Genomic DNA, 18,314 nt, shown 5'->3' with positions numbered 1-18,314 from the left:
TTGGGGCCCGCCGCAGTGCGGTGCAAACCCGTGTCAGGAAAAGTGAAACCATTGTACTTGAGCAAGCTGCGAATGCGCTGACGGCAGGCTGATTTCAAGCGATGCCGGCATGCGCATCGCATAAAAAAAGCCGGAGCGACTGGCGTCGGCCCGGCTTCTTCAGACATGTCCCCGTATCAGCGCGGCAGCAGCGAAGCGCCCATCAGGAATTCGTCCACGGCGCGCGCGCATTGACGGCCTTCGCGAATCGCCCACACCACCAGAGACTGGCCGCGACGCATGTCGCCTGCGGCAAAGACCTTGTCGACCGAGGTCTTGTAGCAGCCTTCGCCGTCGGTGGTCGCCTTGGCGTTGCCGCGTTGGTCCTTGTCGACGCCAAACGCTTCCAGCACTTGCTGCACCGGCGAAACGAAGCCCATGGCCAGCAGCACCAGGTCGGCTTTCATTTCGAATTCGGAATTTGGCACTTCCTGCATCTTGCCGTCCTTCCATTCGACGCGCGCGGCGATCAGTTTTTCAACCTTGCCGTTCTTGCCTTCCAGACGCTTGGTGGCGACGGCCCAGTCGCGGTCGCAACCTTCTTCATGCGAGGACGAAGTGCGCAGCTTGGTCGGCCAGTACGGCCAGACCATCGGCTTGTTTTCGCTTTCCGGCGGTTGCGGCATCAGTTCGAACTGGGCCACCGATGCGGCACCGTGACGATTCGAGGTACCGACGCAATCGGAACCGGTGTCGCCGCCGCCGATCACGACCACGTGCTTGTCGGTCGCCATGATCTGGCCCTTGAGCTTGTCGCCGGCGTTCACCTTGTTTTGCAGCGGCAGGAATTCCATGGCGAAATGCACGCCCTTCAATTCACGGCCCGGCACCGGCAAGTCGCGCGGCAATTCAGCGCCGCCTGCGATGACCACCGCGTCGAAATCCTTCTTCAGGTCGTCAGGGGAAACCGTTTCCTTAGACCAGTTGGTGATGTTTGCCGGGAAATCCTTGCCCACCAGCGTGCTGGTGCGGAACACGACGCCTTCGGCTTGCATCTGTTCGACGCGCAGGTCGATATGCGACTTTTCCATCTTGAAGTCGGGGATGCCGTAACGCAGCAGGCCGCCGACGCGGTCGTTCTTTTCGAACACGGTGACGTCATGGCCGGCGCGCGCCAGCTGTTGTGCAGCAGCCAGGCCGGCAGGACCAGAGCCGACCACGGCGACTTTCTTGCCGGTCTTGACGGCGGCCGGTTGCGGCGTAACCCAGCCGTTTTCCCAGCCCTTGTCGATGATGAAGTGCTCGATCGACTTGATGCCGACGGCGTCGCTGTTGATACCGAGCGTGCAAGCCGCTTCGCACGGCGCCGGGCAGATGCGGCCGGTGAACTCGGGGAAGTTGTTGGTCGAGTGCAGCGTGTCCAGCGCTTCCTTGTAATCGCCGCGATAGACCAGGTCGTTCCAGTCGGGGATGATGTTGTTGACCGGGCAGCCGTTGTTGCAGAACGGGATGCCGCAATCCATGCAGCGTGCGCCTTGCACTTTGGCTTCCGCGTCGCCCAAATGCAGGACGAATTCCTTGTAGTGCTTCATGCGCGACTGCGGCGCTTCGCTCGCCTCTTTCAGGCGCTCATATTCCATAAAGCCGGTTACTTTACCCATTTTCCACTCACATTCTTCGCTAAGGATAGGCAGCCGGCGATTCTGTCGATGTCGATGTCGTTATCAGAATCGCCGGCCTTGCGTGTTGCTTCTTATTGATCGCCAAGGCGGCGCGGGTGCTTACGCCGGAACCTTGTCCTTCGGCGCCACTTTGGCTGCGTTCAGTTCGCCCAGTGCACGTTTGTACTCGGTCGGGAAGACCTTGACGAACTTGCCGCGCGAGGCCGCCCAGTTATCCAGCAGGTAGCGCGCGCGCGTGCTGCCGGTGTACTTGAAGTGGCGTTCGATCAGACCACGCAAAATCACTTCATCGGTCTGGCCGTCGCCGCCGCGCTGCAGGCTGTGCCAGACGGCGCGATCGGTCGAGGCTTCCTGTTCGGTGTCGGACAAGACCTTGTCCAGCGCGACCATGGCCATGTTGCACTTGCCGGCGAAGTCGCCGGCTTCGTCGTAGACGTAGGCGATGCCGCCGGACATACCTGCTGCAAAGTTACGGCCGGTTGCACCCAGCACGACGACGGTGCCGCCGGTCATGTATTCGCAACCGTGGTCGCCGGTGCCTTCAACGACGGCAATCGCGCCGGAGTTACGCACGGCGAAACGCTCGCCGACGACGCCGTTGATGAATGCTTCGCCGGTCGTTGCACCGTACAGCACGGTATTGCCGGAGATCATGTTGTCGACCGCGCGGCCGCGGAACTCGGTGTTCGGACGCACGATGATGCGGCCGCCCGACAAGCCCTTGCCGACGTAGTCGTTGCCTTCGCCGACCAGGTCGAGCGTTACGCCGTGCGCCAGGAACGCGCCGGCCGACTGGCCTGCGGTGCCTTGCAGCTGGATGTGGATGGTGTCGTCCGGCAGGCCTTCATTGCCGTAACGCTTGGCCACTTCGCCCGACAACATCGCGCCGACGGTGCGGTTCAAGTTGCGGATCGGCGAGATGAAGGAAACCTTCTCGCCCTTTTCCAGCGCGGTTTTCGCCTGTGCGATCAGCTTGTGATCCAGCGCCTTGTCCAGCCCGTGGTCCTGCTCTTCGGTGTGGAAGTAAGGCGTTGCGCTGACCGGTTGATAGAAGATCTTGCTGAAGTCCAGACCTTGTGCCTTCCAGTGCTGGATGGCCTTGGTGCGGTCCAGCAGATCGGAGCGGCCAATCAGTTCGTTGAAGGTGCGGATGCCCAGCTGCGCCATGATCTGGCGCGCTTCTTCAGCGATGAAGAAGAAGAAGTTGACCACATGCTCAGGCTTGCCGGAGAACTTGGCGCGCAGCACCGGATCCTGCGTCGCCACGCCGACCGGGCAGGTATTCAGATGGCACTTGCGCATCATGATGCAGCCTTCGACCACCAGCGGTGCGGTAGCAAAACCGAATTCGTCAGCGCCCAGCAGCGCGCCGATGACGACGTCGCGGCCGGTCTTCATCTGACCGTCGGCCTGCACGCGGATGCGATTGCGCAAGCCGTTCAGCACCAGCGTCTGCTGGGTTTCGGCCAGGCCGAGTTCCCATGGCGAACCGGCGTGCTTGATCGAGGACAGCGGCGATGCGCCGGTGCCGCCGTCATGGCCGGCGATCACGACGTGATCCGACTTGGCCTTGGCCACGCCTGCAGCAACCGTACCGACGCCGACTTCCGACACCAGCTTGACCGAGATCGAGGCGCGCGGATTGACGTTCTTCAGATCGTGGATCAGCTGCGCCAGATCCTCGATCGAATAGATGTCATGGTGAGGCGGCGGCGAAATCAGCCCGACGCCCGGCACCGACACGCGCAACGTCGCGATGTAATCGGTAACCTTGTGGCCCGGCAGCTGACCACCTTCGCCCGGCTTCGCGCCTTGCGCCATCTTGATTTGAATCTGGTCGGCGGAGATCAGGTATTCGGCCGACACGCCGAAACGGCCGGACGCCACCTGCTTGATGCGCGAACGCAGCGAGTCGCCGGCTTGCAGCGGGATGTCGACTTCGATGACGTCCTTGCCGATTTCCGAGGCCAGGGTGGCGCCTTGCTTGATCGGGATGCCCTTGAGTTCGTTGCGGTAGCGATTGACGTCTTCGCCGCCTTCGCCGGTATTCGACTTGCCGCCGATACGGTTCATCGCGATCGCCAGCGTTGCGTGCGCCTCGGTCGAGATCGAACCGAGCGACATGGCGCCGGTGGCGAAGCGCTTGACGATTTCCTTGGCCGGCTCGACTTCATCGATCGAGATCGCCTTCGACGGATCGATCTTGAATTCGAACAGACCGCGCAGGGTCATGTGGCGCTTCGACTGATCGTTGATGATCTGCGCGTATTCCTTGTACGAATTGAAGTTGTTCGCACGGGTCGAGTGCTGCAGCTTGGCGATCGCATCCGGCGTCCACATGTGCTCTTCGCCGCGGATGCGGAAGGCATATTCGCCGCCGGCGTCGAGTGCGTTGTTGAGGACAGGATCGCTGCTGAAGGCAGCGCGGTGCAGGCGCAGCGCTTCTTCGGCGACTTCGAACACGCCGATGCCTTCGACGTTCGATGCGGTGCCCTTGAAGTACTTGTCGACCAGCGCCTTGTTCAGGCCGATGGCTTCGAAGATCTGCGCACCGCAGTAGGACATGTAGGTCGAGATGCCCATCTTGGACATGACCTTCAGCAAGCCCTTGCCGATCGCCTTCTGGAAGTTGTAGATCGCCTTCTCGCCCGACAGGTCGCCCGGCAGTCCCTTGGCCATCTCGGTCAGCGTATCCATTGCCAGGTACGGGTGGATCGCTTCGGCGCCATAGCCGGCCAGCAATGCGAAGTGATGCGTCTCACGCGCCGAACCGGTATCGACGACCAGGCCGGTCGAAGTGCGCAGGCCCTTGCTGACCAGATGCAGGTGGATCGCGGAAGTCGCCAGCAACGCCGGGATCGCGACCTGCTCGGAATCGACCTTGCGATCCGAGATGATCAGGATATTGTGGCCCGACTTGACCGCGTCGACCGCCTTGGCGCACAGCGAGGCCAGGCGTGCTTCAATGCCTTCCTTGCCCCATGCCACCGGATAGCAGATGTTCAATTCATGCGACTTGAACTTGCCGCCGGTGTGTGCGCTGATGTTGCGCAGCTTGGCGATGTCGGCGTAATCCAGCACCGGCTGCGACACTTCGAGACGCATCGGCGGATTGATGTTGTTGGTGTCGAGCAGGTTCGGACGCGGGCCGATGAAGGACACCAGCGACATGACCATGGCTTCGCGGATCGGGTCGATCGGCGGGTTGGTCACTTGCGCGAACAATTGCTTGAAGTAGTTGTAGAGCGTCTTGTTCTTGTTGGACATGACCGCCAGCGGCGAGTCGTTGCCCATCGAGCCGATCGCTTCTTCGCCGGCGGAGGCCATCGGCGCCATCAGGAACTTGACGTCTTCCTGGGTGTAGCCGAACACTTGCTGGCGATCCAGCAGCGGGATGGTCGAGCCGGATTCGAACGGCTCCGCCTTCAGCTCGTCGAGCTTGACGCGCACCGATGAAATCCATTGCTTGTACGGCTTGGCGTTGGCGTAGGTGTCCTTGAGTTCCTTGTCGTCGATGATGCGGCCGGCGTCGAGGTCGATCAGGAACATCTTGCCCGGCTGCAGGCGCCATTTCTGGATGATCTTCGATTCAGGAATCGGCAGCACGCCGGATTCCGACGCCATCACCACCAAGTCGTCGTCGGTGACGATGTAACGCGCAGGACGCAGGCCGTTGCGGTCAAGCGTGCCGCCGATGTGGCGGCCGTCGGTGAACGCCAGGGCGGCCGGGCCGTCCCATGGTTCCATCATGGCGGCATGGTACTCGTAGAAGGCGCGACGGTTGTCGTCCATCAGAGTGTGGTTTTCCCAGGCTTCCGGCACCATCATCATCATGGCTTGCGCCAGCGGATAGCCCGCCATCAGCAACAGTTCCAGCGCATTGTCGAAACACGCGGTGTCAGACTGGCCTTCATAGATCAGCGGGAACAGTTTCTTCAGGTCGTCGCCCAGCACGGCCGACTGCATCACGCCTTCGCGGGCGCGCATCCAGTTGAAGTTGCCCTTGACGGTGTTGATTTCGCCGTTGTGGGCGATCAGGCGGTACGGGTGGGCCAGCGGCCACTCGGGGAAAGTATTGGTGGAGAAGCGCTGATGCACCAGCGCCAGCGCGGACACGCAGCGCGGATCTTGCAGGTCCTTGTAATAGACGCCCACCTGGTCGGCCAGCAGCAAGCCCTTGTAGACCACGGTGCGGGCCGACATCGACGGCACGAAGAATTCCTTGCCGTGGATCAGGTTCAGCGCCTGGATGGCGTGGCCCGACGACTTTCGGATGACGTACAGCTTGCGCTCCAGGGCGTCGGTCACCATGATGTCCGGACCGCGGCCGATGAAGATCTGGCGGATGACCGGTTCTTTTTCGCGCACGGTCGGCGACATCGGCATGTCCATGTCGACCGGCACGTCGCGCCAGCCCAGCACGACCTGGCCTTCAGCCAGCACCGAGCGCTCGATTTCCTGTTCACAGGCGATGCGGGAAGCGTTTTCCTTCGGCAGGAAGATCATGCCGACGCCGTATTCGCCTGGCGGCGGCAGTTCGACGCCCTGCCTGGACATTTCTTCGCGGTAGTACTGATCCGGAATCTGGATCAGGATGCCGGCGCCGTCACCCATCAGCGGATCTGCACCGACCGCACCCCGGTGGTCCAGATTCTTCAGGATGAGCAAGCCTTGCTCAACGATGGAATGGTTTTTCTTGCCCTTGATATGGGCGATAAAACCGACACCACAGGCGTCGTGTTCATTAGCTGGGTCGTATAGGCCTTGCGCGTGCATAACGGTGCTCCACCACTTTGAGAGTAAGGGTTTAAGGATAGTGCACTGCACCCAAATCTTCAATAAGAACAAAAGGGGTCAGAGTAAAATTAAAAACCTCAGAATTTTTAATAATTTTTAATTAGGGACAGAGTAAAGATGCTGTTTGCTTGAATTCTCTAATTCTTTGTATTCATTGAGATTTATTCCACCGTATTGCTTCCAGCACCGTCTTCCGAAGACGCGCTTTCATCCTTCTTCTTCACCGGCCGGCCCCGTTTTGCCGGACTGACGCGCCGGCTGACCTGCTTTTCCAGACCGCTTTTGTACTCCTCCGCCCCAAGCGCCCAGCCTTTCAGCGTCGCCTGGCTGATCGCCTCGACCTCGGCCTGCCCCAGCGACTGTTCCGCCTGCAGCTTGTAGGCGATTTCGCGATCGAAGGGCGTATTGCCCAGCGCCCAATACACGCTGTGGTCGGTAATCAGCGGGTCCGGCTTTGCGCCAATGTGATGCATGTAGCTCGACCAAGGGTAGTCCAGCGCACTGCCAACCAGGCCGTTGCGCACCGGATTGAGCTCGATATAGCGGCTGCACGGCAGCAGATAGCGCTCCGCATCCAGCACCGTCGCCTTATAGCGCCCTTGCCACAAGGTGCCGCTGCGCCGGTATTTCTGATTGATGTAGGGCACGTAATACCGTCCCACCCACTGCATCATTCGTGCCAGCCCGTCGCCGTCCACCGGGGTGGCCAGCAAATGGATGTGGTCCGGCATCAGGACATACGCATGGATGGCGACCTTGAAGCGCTTCGCGCCCTCCTTCAGCCAGTCAAGAAAGACCGTATGGTCGGCAGTGTCGCGGAAAACGAGCTGGCCGTCATGGCCGCGCTGGATGATGTGATGCGGCTGATACGGGACGACCAGACGAGGTAAGCGGGCCATAGCGAAAATTGAAGGATAAAAAGAAAAGGGCCGGAGCGATTCACGATTGTAAATCACTCCGACCCTAATTTATCCGGCCGTCATTGGTCTTATCAATATCAGGCGGATATTTTCTTTTTTGACAACACCAGACTGATCAGTACCGATGCCAGCAGGATTGCAGCAACCACCAGCAGCGACACCATCACCGGGATGTGGAACCAGTACGCCAGCAGCATCTTGCCGCCCACGAATACCAGCACCAGCGCCAGACCGTACTTGAGATAGTGGAAACGATCCGCCACGTCAGCCAACAGGAAGTACAGCGCCCGCAAACCCATGATCGCGAACATGTTCGACGTGAACACGATGAACGGATCGGTGGTGATCGCAAAAATCGCCGGGATGCTGTCCACCGCGAAGATCAGGTCCGTCACCTCGATCAGGATCAGCACCAGCATCAGCGGCGTGAAATAGCGCACGCCGTTGCGCATGGTAAAGAACTTCTCGCCGTCGTACTCGTTGCTGATGCGCATGTGCTTGCGCAGGAATTTCAGCAGCGGGTTGTCGTTGAGATCGCTTTCCTTGTCCGCGAAAATCAGCATCTTGATGCCGGTCACGATCAGGAATGCGCCGAACAGGTACATGATCCAGCTGAATTGCGCGATCAGCCATGCGCCCAGCAAAATCATCACGGCACGCATGATGATCGCGCCGACCACGCCGTACAGCAACACGCGCCGCTGCATCTCCGCCGGCACCGCGAAGTAGCCGAAGATGACCAGGAACACGAAGATGTTGTCCACCGACAGCGACTTCTCGATCAGGTAGCCGGACAGGAATTCCAGGCTCTTCTGATTGGCGAATTCGCGCCCGATGCTGTGATCCAGGTACCACCACAGCAAGCCGCTGAACAGCAGCGCCAGCATCACCCACGCCACCGACCAGCCCAGCGCTTCCTTGACCGTCACCTTGTGCGCATGGCGGCCGCCCAGCACCAGCATGTCGAACGCCAGCATGCCCAGCACGAATACGATAAAGCCGCCCCACATCAGCGGACTTGCAAAACTTTCTACGCCGTTCACGGTATTTCCCCTTGGTTATGTAAGTGCGTTGTCACGTCAGTCGAAATCGAAGATCTCGCCCAGAAAACCCTTCTTCTTGCGCGACCGGTAATCCGCATGATCCTTGTACTCCCGGCCGTGACCGAAGCGGTCATCGTAGCCGCGCTGCTGCATTTGCGGCGCCGCCGGTGATGCATAGCGAGGCGCCGGCGCTTGGGCTGCGGCAGCTTGCGGCGCCGCGGCCTGGCTGCGTTCAATCAATTTATCGAGTTCGCCGCGATCGAGCCAGACGCCGCGGCATTGCGGGCAGTAATCGATCTCCACTCCCTGGCGATCGCTCATGCTCAGATTGACGGTAGTGCAAACGGGACATTTCATGATGGCCTCCATGGCTGTGCAATAGACAGGTGCCACTTTAGCCAAATCCGATACTATTGAAAATTCGAATATACTTTTCTTATTATTCGTAAAAACCGATGTATTGAAAACACCATGGCCGCGCTTAATTACAAACACCTGCATTACTTCTGGATGGTTGCCAAGACCGGCGGCATTGCGCGCGCCGGCGAACGCCTGCACCTCACCGCGCAGACGATCAGCGGACAGATCGCGCTGTTCGAGGAGTCGCTCGGCTATCGCCTGTTCAACCGCGTCGGGCGCAAGCTGGAGCTCAACGACGCCGGCCGCACCGTGTTTTCCTACGCCGACCAGATCTTCACACTCGGGGAAGAACTCGAAGAAGTGATGCGCTTTCGTCCAGGCGGACGACCGCTGCAATTTCGCGTCGGCGTCGCCGATGCCGTGCCCAAGACCATCGCCTACCTGCTGCTGGAAACCGCATTGACGCTGGAAGACCCGGTGCGCATCGTCTGTCGCGAGGGCAAACTCAACAGCCTGCTTGGTGACCTCGCCATCCACCGGCTCGACATCGTCATCGCCGACAGCCCGATGCCCGCCAACATCGACGTGCGCGGCTACAGCCACTTGCTCGGCGAATGCAACACCAACTTCTTCGCCACGCCCGCACTGGCCAAAATGCACAAGAAAAGTTTCCCGCAAAGCCTGGATGGCGCGCCCTTCCTGATGCCGGGAGAAGACGCTGCGGTGCGGCCGAAATTGCTGCGCTGGTTCGAGAAGGAAAAGATACGCCCGCAGATCGCCGGCGAGTTCGATGACGGCGCCTTGCTCAACGCATTCGGCGAAGCAGGCACCGGCATCTTTGCCGCGCCCTCGGCGGTCGCGGCGCAGCTGAAGCAGCAACTCGGCGTGGTGCAGATCGGCCAGACCGACCAAGTCATCGAACAGTTTTATGCAATTTCGGTGGAGCGCCGCCTGACGCATCCGGCGGTGCTGGCGATCCAGTCGGCGGCGCGCGAGAGCCTGATCATCCCCAAGGGGAAATGGAAGGAAAGATGATACCGTCAAGAACGGCGTACAAAGAAAAAACCCCACGCACCTTGCGGTTCGTGGGGTAAATCCCATTCTCGGGGGAGAGAATGGAGGGGGAAACCAGACTATAAAAAAAGCGCTGCAGGACCGCAGCGTTTTTTACAAATTGTTACGCCGCCCCAACCTGCTCCTCCGACTGTGCCGGCGGCGTCAGGACTCAGTCAGCAACAGGGTGCGCAAGGCGTCGTAAACTGTTGTCTGCTGATCATGGCGGCAAATCAGATATGTGGTGATGCGCCCTTCTTTTCCTAAAGAATAGGTCGAAAAATTCTGTTGTCCATGCATATTTAATATCGTTCGCGGAACAAATGCGATTCCGGCGCCCGCCGCCACGCACGCCAGCATCGCATGATATGAGCCCAGCTCGAGCAAACGCGCCGGCCGGCGCCCCTTGATCGTGCCCGAGGCGAACCAATGTTCGGCGCGCTTGCGATAGGCGCAACCTTGTTCGAACACAATCAGCGTCTCGACGGTGAGGTCATCCGGACTTTTTACCCGCGCATGTCCGCGCGGCACCACGATCACCAATTCCTCCTGATACAACGGTGTTGCCACAAACACATCGTCATCGATGGGTCCGGCCACCAGTGCGGCGTCCAGCTTGAAAGCCCGCACCTGGTCGATCAGCATCTGCGACGCGGCCGTGGTCAGTTCCAGCTGCACCTCGGGCCAGCGCTGATGGAACGCAGCCAAGGGGCCCGGCAGGCGGCTGGCCGCCGTGCTTTCCATCGCGCCCACACGCAGCCGGCCGCGCGGCCCCTGCGGCAACACGGCCTGACGCGCTTCCTGCACCAGGCCGAGGATGCGTTCGGAATAATCCAGCAAGACTTCGCCCGCCGGCGTCAGTAACAGCCGCTTGCGATCCCGGATGAACAGCGGCACGCCGACCGATTCCTCCAGCTGGCGGATACGCGTGGTGACGTTGGACTGCACGCGGTGCAGGCGTTCGGCGGCGCGCGTGATGCCGCCCTCGCTGACGACGGCGCGAAAGATTTCAAGTGCGGCAATTTCCATGCTGTTCTCCTGCGGATTGCGCGTGCATCGCGAATCTTGCTTCAATAATTTTCATCAAACATCCCAAAAACAGATGAATCCATTCTTATTATTCATTTTTTAGGATGATAAAGACAAGCTACCATGGCGTCATCAGCAATATTCGCGCAATATTCACGCAATAACGGAAATGCCACAGCAGGGAGATGCAGCGACAAATTGCAGCCTCTCGCCGACCGGCGCCACCACGGGAACACATGACCATTCAAGACACTCAAGAGATCCAGTCCAATCGCAAAACCGCTTGGCGCATCGCCCTTTCCGGCCTGATCGCGTTGTCGGTGGCGATGGGCATCGGCCGCTTCGCCTTCACGCCGCTGCTGCCGATGATGCTGCACGACCAGACCATCGACCTCAATAGCGGCGGCTGGCTGGCGACGTCAAATTACCTCGGCTACTTCCTCGGCGCCCTGCTGTGCGCCTTCTGGCGCGGCCTCCCGCCAACCCGCACGATCCGCGCCGGACTTTTCGCGACGGTGCTGTTGACGGCGGGCATGGGTGTCTTCCACTCGCAAGGCCTGTGGCTGCTGTTGCGTCTGCTATCGGGCATCGCCAGCGCGCTGGTGTTCGTCTATAGCTCAGGCTGGTGTTTGCAGCGGTTGGCGCAATTGAAGTTGCCGGCTTTGGGCGGAATCATCTATTCCGGCCCGGGCCTGGGCATCATGCTGACCGGCCTGTCGAGCAGCGCCATGGTGGCCGGCGGCTGGCAGGCGGCGGGAGGATGGCTGGCGTTCGGATTGATGGCGGCTCTGCTGACGCTGCTGGTGTGGAAGACCTTCCGCGGCGAAGTCGACCTGCGCGCAGCAGCCGCAACCGCCGCCGAGGACCATATCGAGCCTGCGGCGGTGACGCGCGAAGTACGTTGGCAAGTGCTGGCTTACGGCCTCGCCGGCTTCGGCTACATCATCACCGCCACCTTCCTTCCGGTGATTGCACGCCAGGCCTTGCCGGGATCCTCCTGGCCCGATTTCTTCTGGCCGCTGTTCGGCCTGTGCGTGGCGCTCGGCGCGCTGGGCGCGACGCGCATTCCGGTGCATGCCGACCAGCGCCTGTTGCTGGCCATCAGTTACGTCATGCAGGCCATCGGCGTCATCATCAGCGCGATCCTGCCCAATGAATTCGGCTTCGCACTGGGCAGCGTCCTGCTGGGCTTGCCGTTCACCGCAATCACGCTGTTCGCCATGCGTGAAGCGCGCCGCCTGCGCAGCCATCATGCACCCGGACTGATGGGACTGATGACCGCCTCTTACGGCATCGGCCAGATCGTCGGTCCGCCGCTGGCGACGAAGCTGGTGCACATCGGCGGCTCGTTCACACCGTCGCTGTCGATCGCGGCTGCCGCCCTGTTGGCGGGTGCAGGGTTGTATGGCTGGCTCGCCGCACGTGACCGTGGCAGCAGACTCGCAACCGCATAGAAAACAACAGGCATGAAAAAAGCGCCGATACGGTCTCCCGCATCGGCGCTTTTTTGTTTGACTCCGAATCAGTGCATCAACGGAACGCCGGCTCGCCGAAGCTGCGCAGCTTGCGGCTGTGCAGTTGCTCGACGCCATGATTGCGCAGCAATTCCAGCGCGCGGATACCGATCTTCAGATGCTGCGCCACGCGCTGCTCGTAGAATCGATTCGCCATGCCCGGCAACTTGATTTCGCCATGCAAGGGCTTGTCCGACACGCACAGCAAAGTGCCGTAAGGCACGCGGAAGCGAAAACCGTTGGCCGCCACCGTCGCGCTCTCCATGTCGAGCGCAATCGCCCGGCTCTGGCTGAAGCGCAGCAAAGGCGTCCGATGATCGCGCAGCTCCCAGTTGCGGTCATCGACCGACGCCACCGTGCCGGTGCGCATGATGCGCTTGAGCTCGTAGCCTTCCAGTTGCGTGATTCCCGCCACCGCATCCTGCAGGGCCAGCTGCACTTCGGCCAATGCCGGGATCGGCACCCATAACGGCAAGTCGTCATCCAGCACGTGGTCGTCGCGCACATAGGCATGCGCCAGCACGTAGTCGCCCATACGTTGCGACGACGACAGGCCGGCGCAATGGCCGAGCATGATCCAGCCGTGCGGACGCAACACGGCAATGTGGTCCGTGATGGTCTTGGCGTTGGAAGGCCCCACGCCGATGTTGACCAGCGTGATGCCGGAACCGTCGGAGCGCTGCAGATGGTAAGCCGGCATCTGGGGCTGGCGCACCGGCGCCGTGCCGGAACCCGCCACGCCCTTCATGCCCTCGACGTTGGCGTTGGGCGTGATGACGTTGCCGGGTTCGACGAAAGCGGTGTATTGCTGGCGATACGTGCGCAGCTCCGGATCGTCGGTGGGCTGCATCAGTTCGCGCCCCATGCGCACGAACTCGTCCACGTAGAACGCATAGTTGGTGAACAGCACGTAGCGCTGAAAATGCTGGGGAGCGGTCGCCGTGTAATGACGCAGCCGATGCAACGAATAATCGATGCGCGGCCCGGTGAACAGCGCCAGCGGATGCACGCCGTCGCGCCAGCCACCGTTGTCGACTTCATAGGTGCCGTTGACGATGCGGTCATCCATCTCGGCCAGGTCCGGCAAGTCGAACACGTCGGGCAGCAAACGCAGGTGCTCGGGATCCAGGTCGCCCTCGACGTGGATGCCTTCGGCGAAGGCGAAGTGTACCGGGATCGGCAACTCGCTCACGCCCACCTCGAGCGGCTCCTGATGATTCTGCAGCAGCAGCGTGAACTGGCTCAGCAGGTAATTCTTGAACAGCGTCGGGCGCGTCAGCGTGGTCTGGTAAGTGCCCGGCCCGGCGACGAAACCGAACGACTGGCGCGTATCGGTATGGGTGACTTTTTCGGTGGTGATGCGCACGAAGGGATAGCACGCTCGCACACGGTCCTGCAGCACTTCGCCTTTGGCGAACAGCTTGAAGGCGTCACGGAGGATGGCGGTGTTGCTCTCATAGATTTCGATCACGCGATCGACCGCCGCTTGCGGATCGGTAAATTTTTCGGTCAACAACTTGGCTCCAATCAATTCCGGTTCACGATACGTTGCCGCTGTTCGGTATGAATTCAACAAGAATTCAGCACGGCAACGTCCGATTTCATTGTACCTATATAAACAAAAAGACCAACCGAATTCCGGAATTCGGTGCGGCGCGCAACGCCCCGCATTCATTTCGCCCGCTGATCGTCATTCTTGAATAGAATCAAATATTCGTCCTGTCTATTTTTTCATTTAACAAAAATCAGGCCGACGAAAAATTCAAAGTCTCGAAACGGCTTACGGCACAATTTTTCGCATTCCCGGCAGTATGCAAATGCCGCTGCACAGACGTTCGATTAGAGTGCAAAAGCAGGTTCTTCGCGCCCTTTAAAAGCGCATCCGGCGCACCCCTTGCGGGCACAAAATCCGCGGCGCAATCCATACATAAAAATACTTCCAAAAATCCCTCGGCATATCTTCTAAGAAGCCCCAATGAGTGCTATCTTGGCTGCTCTCCGCGCCTCACAAGGGCAAGCTCCGGCGTGCATCTGCTCGCGCCGGGACGCAAGGAGAAGAGACTACAAAACATACTTTAATCAAGAGGAACGACATGCATTCCAAAAAAATATTCGGCCAGTTTCTGATCCTGGCCTGTGCCGCTCTGGTATCCATCGCGCACGCGCAAAAACTTCCCAACGTCATGATCCTGGCAACCGGCGGCACCATCGCCGGCACCGGTGCTTCGAGCACCACCACCGTCGGCTACACCGCCGCAAAAATCGGCGTTGATGCGCTGATCGACGCCGTTCCGGAACTGAAAAAAGTCGCCAACGTCAAGGGCGAGCAAGTGTTCCAGATCGCCAGCGAAAACATGAACAACGACTACTGGCTGAAGCTGTCCAAGCGCGTCAACACGCTGCTGGCGCAAAGCGACGTTGACGGCATCGTGATCACCCACGGCACCGACACCATCGAAGAAACCGCTTACTTCCTCGACCTGACCGTGCACAGCAAGAAGCCGGTCGTGATCGTCGGCTCGATGCGACCATCGACAGCGATCAGCGCCGACGGTCCGATCAACCTGTACAACGCCGTTCTGCTGGCGGGTAGCCAGGAAGCCATCGGCAAGGGCGTCCTGGTCACGCTGAACGATCAGATCAATGCTGCGCGCGAAGTTACCAAGACCAACACCTCGACGCTGGATACCTTCAAGACGCCTGAACTGGGTTTCCTCGGTTACATCCAGGGCAGCAAGCCGTTCTTCTATCGCCAGTCGACACGCAAGCATACGGTTGATTCCGAATTCGACATCTCGAAACTGGATGTGCTGCCGCAAGTCGATATCGTCTACGGCTACGCCAACATGAACCCGATCGCGCTGAACGCCTTCGTCGCCGCCGGCGCCAAGGGCATCATTCACGCCGGCGTGGGTGACGGCAGCCTGAACAACACGGTGGCGCCATCGCTGAGCGAAGCACGCAAGAAAGGCGTTGTGATCGTGCGCGCCAGCCGCGTCGGCCAAGGCATCGTGGCGCGCAACGGCGAAGCCGACGACGACAAGCTGGACTTCGTCGTCTCCGACACGCTGAATGCGCAAAAAGCACGCATCCTGCTGATGCTGGCGCTGACCAAGACCAGCGACACCAAAGCAATCCAGAAAATCTTCTATTCGTATTGATTACGGATCGACACAGCTGCCTGGTTCAGCAAGAAAAAACGGCCCGCAATTTGAATTGCGGGCCGTTTTTCATTGTGCGTGAAGCTCGGCGCAGGACATCAGAACCCCACCGATTTGCCGGCGCCCAGCAGCGTCGCCACACCGATGATCGCGAAGATCAGCGCGGCGATGGCATGCACGATGCGCACCGGAATCTTGTTGGCGATACGGTCGCCCAGCAACACCGCCGGCACATTGGCGATCATCATGCCTAGCGTGGTCCCCGCCACCACCGGTACGAAGGCGTGATACTGCGCCGCCAGTGCGACGGTCGCCACCTGCGTCTTGTCGCCCATTTCCGCGAGGAAGAAGGCAATCACGGTGGTGCCGAATACACCGAAGCGCGCGAACCTGGCTTCGCTCTCGTCGAACTTGTCGGGAATCAGCGTCCAGATCGCCATGCCGATGAAGGACACGCCCAGCACCCAGCGCATGGTGTCGGGCGAGACCAGCGACGTGATCCATGCACCGAGCGCGCCGGCAAAGGCGTGATTGGCAATGGTCGACACCAGAACGCCCAGAATGATGGGAATCGGTTTGCGGAATTTTGCAGCGAGGATAAAGGCCAGCAGTTGCGTCTTGTCGCCGATTTCAGCTAAGGCGACTACGCCGGTGGAAATGAGAAATGCATCCAATTGGGGTCTCCATGGCCGGACAAAAAACGATTGACCACGCCTCTCCCCGGCCATTCCGGAGGCAACGTGGTCAAAGGTCTTGTCAAGCTTTTAGGACCGCTTACGCCATGGCCTGTTGTTGACCAAGTATGTTGACGTAAGCCCCTCCTCAGGGCGGAAGGCGACTACTCCCCAATGACCGGCGCATTTTACTCAATAAATTTTTATGCGTCCATAGAAAATACACAAAGAAGCAGGAACCAAGCCCCAGCATGAGACTCTTTATCAGGTAGCCTTCAGGAAAGCATGACGGCCCGACGCCAGGCGCCCACGCGGGCGCCGCTGTCATGCTAGGATTTCCGCCTTGCCGCGTCTTCAATCATCGCATCCGAGCTTCACCGAGGCGATTCATTTGCATCACGCTGTGCTCCCGACCAACCTTTGCTGTTTTCACGCAGCATTATTCATTCGACATTTATTGCCTATGATCAATCGACGCACCTTCCTGAGCTCTGCCACCGCGACCGCCGCTCTCGCCGCCCTCGGCATTCCTCCCGAAGCGCTCGCCGCCAATCGCATCAAGCTCGGCAATCCCGCGCCATTCTCGTTCGACGCCCTGATCGCGCAAGTACGCACGGCTGCGCAGTCGCCCTACAAGCCGCAGAACAAACCGCCCGCCGAGATCCTCGACAAGATCGACTACGAGGCGCACGGCAAGATCAGATTCAATACCGATTCATCGCTGTTCGCCAATGGGCCGGGGCAATTCCCGGTGACCTTCTTCCATCTCGGCCGCTTCTTCCAGGCGCCGGTGCACATGTACGCGCTGGAAGGCGCGGGCAACAATGCCAAAGCGCGCGAAATCCTGTACGACGAAAGCTACTTCGACATGCCGGCCGACAGCCCCGCGCGCAAGCTGCCGCGCGGCAGCGGCTTTGCCGGTTTCCGTTTCCAGGAAAACCGCAACGGCGACCAGGCCAGGCTCGACTGGCGCAAGAATGACTGGGTCGCGTTTCTCGGCGCGTCCTACTTCCGCGCCATCGGCGACCTGTATCAATACGGCTTGTCGGCGCGCGGCATCGCCATCGACGTCGCCCAGGCAGGCAAGCCGGAAGAGTTTCCCAATTTCACGCATTTCTATTTCGAGGCCCCGGCCGACAAGAGCGATACCGTCGTGGTGTATGCCGTGCTCGACGGCCCCAGCATCGTCGGCGCCTACAAGTTCATCATGCGCCGCGACGACGACGTGGTCATGGACGTCGACTGCGCGCTGTTCCTGCGCCAGGACGTAGGACGTCTCGGCATCGCACCGGCCACCTCGATGATGTGGTATTCCGAAGCCGTCAAGGGCACCGGCGCCGACTGGCGTCCGGAGGTGCACGACTCCGACGGACTGGCGATCTGGAACGGCAACGGCGAACACATCTGGCGTCCGCTCAACAACCCGGCGCGCATCACCGCCTCGGCGTTCGGCGACAACAATCCGCGCGGCTTCGGCCTGCTCCAGCGCGACCGCAACTTCGACCACTACCAGGACGGCGTGCATTACGAGCGCCGCCCGAGCCTGTGGGTAGAACCGCTGGAGGGCTGGGGCGAAGGTTCGGTCCAGCTGATCGAAATCCCGACCGACGACGAAATCCACGACAACATCGTCGCGATGTGGGTGCCGAAGGCCAAGGCCGCAGCCGGCAGCAGCTATCGCCTGCGCTACCGCCTGCATTGGATGAAGGATGAGCCGTTCCCCTCGCCGCTGGCGCGTTGCGTCGCCACGCGCCTCGGCAATGGCGGCCAGCCTGGCCAGGCGCGTCCGCAAAACGTGCGCAAGTTCATGGTCGAATTCAAGGGCGCGCCGCTGGAGAAACTGGCCTTCGGCGAATTGCCCGAGGCAGTGCTGTCGTCATCGCGCGGCAGCTTCTCGTATGTCTTCACCGAAGCCGTGCCCAATGGCGTAGCCGGCCATTGGCGCGCGCAGTTCGACCTCACCGTCGACGGCGACGATCCGGTCGACCTGCGCCTGTACCTGCGCCACAAGAACCAGACGCTGTCGGAAACCTGGCTCTACCAATACCAGCCGTTCAAGACACGCGGTATTTATTAGGCGTCTTCAGGCGTGCTGGAGCTGG

12 protein-coding genes and 1 riboswitch are annotated in these 18,314 nt (G+C 60.3%); of the genes, 4 read left to right on the top strand and 8 right to left on the bottom strand.

The features are described from left to right. Window positions 1-176 precede the first annotated feature (176 nt). The 5 genes from F506_RS01785 to F506_RS01765 all read right to left on the bottom strand — a co-directional run bounded on the left by F506_RS01785 (window position 177) and on the right by F506_RS01765 (window position 8,778). Window positions 177-1,640 (bottom strand): glutamate synthase subunit beta, encoded by a 1,464-nt coding sequence (locus F506_RS01785; RefSeq protein WP_053195075.1) that lies wholly within the window; start codon window positions 1,638-1,640, stop codon window positions 177-179. 120 nt (window positions 1,641-1,760) lie between these two features. Beyond that, window positions 1,761-6,437, bottom strand: a complete 4,677-nt coding sequence (locus F506_RS01780) for a glutamate synthase-related protein (RefSeq protein WP_053195074.1) — start codon at window positions 6,435-6,437, stop codon at window positions 1,761-1,763. Window positions 6,438-6,619: 182 nt separating this feature from the next. Then, window positions 6,620-7,357: a transposase gene (locus tag F506_RS01775; RefSeq protein ID WP_053195073.1), complete on the bottom strand. Its 738-nt coding sequence runs from the start codon at window positions 7,355-7,357 to the stop codon at window positions 6,620-6,622. A gap of 98 nt (window positions 7,358-7,455) precedes the next feature. Further along, window positions 7,456-8,421, bottom strand: a complete 966-nt coding sequence (locus tag F506_RS01770; protein WP_053195072.1) for a TerC family protein — start codon at window positions 8,419-8,421, stop codon at window positions 7,456-7,458. Between the two features lie 36 nt (window positions 8,422-8,457). After that, the gene (locus F506_RS01765) at window positions 8,458-8,778 is read right to left on the bottom strand and encodes a TFIIB-type zinc ribbon-containing protein (RefSeq protein WP_053201144.1); all 321 of its coding nucleotides are present in this window, start codon (window positions 8,776-8,778) and stop codon (window positions 8,458-8,460) included. 114 nt (window positions 8,779-8,892) lie between these two features. Here F506_RS01765 and nhaR point away from each other — a divergent pair, with 114 nt between their 5' ends. Beyond that, the gene (nhaR, locus tag F506_RS01760) at window positions 8,893-9,816 is read left to right on the top strand and encodes a transcriptional activator NhaR (protein ID WP_053195071.1); all 924 of its coding nucleotides are present in this window, start codon (window positions 8,893-8,895) and stop codon (window positions 9,814-9,816) included. A 183-nt stretch (window positions 9,817-9,999) separates the two neighbouring features. On the opposite strand, the gene F506_RS01755 is transcribed toward nhaR, so the two are convergent. Continuing rightward, window positions 10,000-10,863: a LysR substrate-binding domain-containing protein gene (locus F506_RS01755; protein ID WP_053201143.1), complete on the bottom strand. Its 864-nt coding sequence runs from the start codon at window positions 10,861-10,863 to the stop codon at window positions 10,000-10,002. A 236-nt stretch (window positions 10,864-11,099) separates the two neighbouring features. On the opposite strand from F506_RS01755, the gene F506_RS01750 reads away from it, so the two are divergent. Continuing rightward, a complete protein-coding gene (locus tag F506_RS01750; RefSeq protein ID WP_053195070.1) occupies window positions 11,100-12,317 on the top strand; it encodes a YbfB/YjiJ family MFS transporter in 1,218 nt (405 codons plus the stop codon). Window positions 12,318-12,393: 76 nt separating this feature from the next. Here F506_RS01750 and F506_RS01745 read toward each other — a convergent pair whose 3' ends face one another. Further along, window positions 12,394-13,893 carry an AMP nucleosidase gene (locus tag F506_RS01745; RefSeq protein ID WP_053195069.1) on the bottom strand — a complete coding sequence of 500 codons (1,500 nt, stop codon included), beginning with the start codon at window positions 13,891-13,893 and terminating at the stop codon, window positions 12,394-12,396. A 577-nt stretch (window positions 13,894-14,470) separates the two neighbouring features. On the opposite strand from F506_RS01745, the gene F506_RS01740 reads away from it, so the two are divergent. Continuing rightward, window positions 14,471-15,538 (top strand): type II asparaginase, encoded by a 1,068-nt coding sequence (locus F506_RS01740; protein ID WP_053195068.1) that lies wholly within the window; start codon window positions 14,471-14,473, stop codon window positions 15,536-15,538. A gap of 98 nt (window positions 15,539-15,636) precedes the next feature. Here the strand turns inward: F506_RS01740 and F506_RS01735 are convergent, their stop codons facing one another. Next, window positions 15,637-16,212, bottom strand: coding sequence for a TMEM165/GDT1 family protein (locus F506_RS01735; RefSeq protein WP_053195067.1), 576 nt, complete (start codon window positions 16,210-16,212; stop codon window positions 15,637-15,639). A gap of 3 nt (window positions 16,213-16,215) precedes the next feature. Beyond that, a riboswitch (yybP-ykoY riboswitch) is annotated at window positions 16,216-16,397 on the bottom strand. Window positions 16,398-16,675: 278 nt separating this feature from the next. Here F506_RS01735 and F506_RS01730 point away from each other — a divergent pair. Next, window positions 16,676-18,289 carry a glucan biosynthesis protein gene (locus tag F506_RS01730; protein WP_053195066.1) on the top strand — a complete coding sequence of 538 codons (1,614 nt, stop codon included), beginning with the start codon at window positions 16,676-16,678 and terminating at the stop codon, window positions 18,287-18,289. Window positions 18,290-18,314 lie beyond the last annotated feature (25 nt).

It is taken from the genome of Herbaspirillum hiltneri N3, from assembly GCF_001267925.1.
In the GTDB taxonomy this organism is placed as follows: domain Bacteria; phylum Pseudomonadota; class Gammaproteobacteria; order Burkholderiales; family Burkholderiaceae_D; genus Herbaspirillum; species Herbaspirillum hiltneri.
Note: the sequence above shows the minus strand (reverse complement) of the source record. Positions and strands in the feature narration are given on the sequence as shown.

Coding starts and splice junctions, on each gene's coding strand:
- F506_RS01785 (WP_053195075.1), bottom strand. CDS start 1,640: ATGGGTAAAGTAACCGGCTTTATGGAATATGAGCGCCTGAAAGAGGCG.
- F506_RS01780 (WP_053195074.1), bottom strand. CDS start 6,437: ATGCACGCGCAAGGCCTATACGACCCAGCTAATGAACACGACGCCTGT.
- F506_RS01775 (WP_053195073.1), bottom strand. CDS start 7,357: ATGGCCCGCTTACCTCGTCTGGTCGTCCCGTATCAGCCGCATCACATC.
- F506_RS01765 (WP_053201144.1), bottom strand. CDS start 8,778: ATGAAATGTCCCGTTTGCACTACCGTCAATCTGAGCATGAGCGATCGC.
- nhaR (WP_053195071.1), top strand. CDS start 8,893: ATGGCCGCGCTTAATTACAAACACCTGCATTACTTCTGGATGGTTGCC.
- F506_RS01755 (WP_053201143.1), bottom strand. CDS start 10,863: ATGGAAATTGCCGCACTTGAAATCTTTCGCGCCGTCGTCAGCGAGGGC.
- F506_RS01750 (WP_053195070.1), top strand. CDS start 11,100: ATGACCATTCAAGACACTCAAGAGATCCAGTCCAATCGCAAAACCGCT.
- F506_RS01740 (WP_053195068.1), top strand. CDS start 14,471: ATGCATTCCAAAAAAATATTCGGCCAGTTTCTGATCCTGGCCTGTGCC.
- F506_RS01730 (WP_053195066.1), top strand. CDS start 16,676: ATGATCAATCGACGCACCTTCCTGAGCTCTGCCACCGCGACCGCCGCT.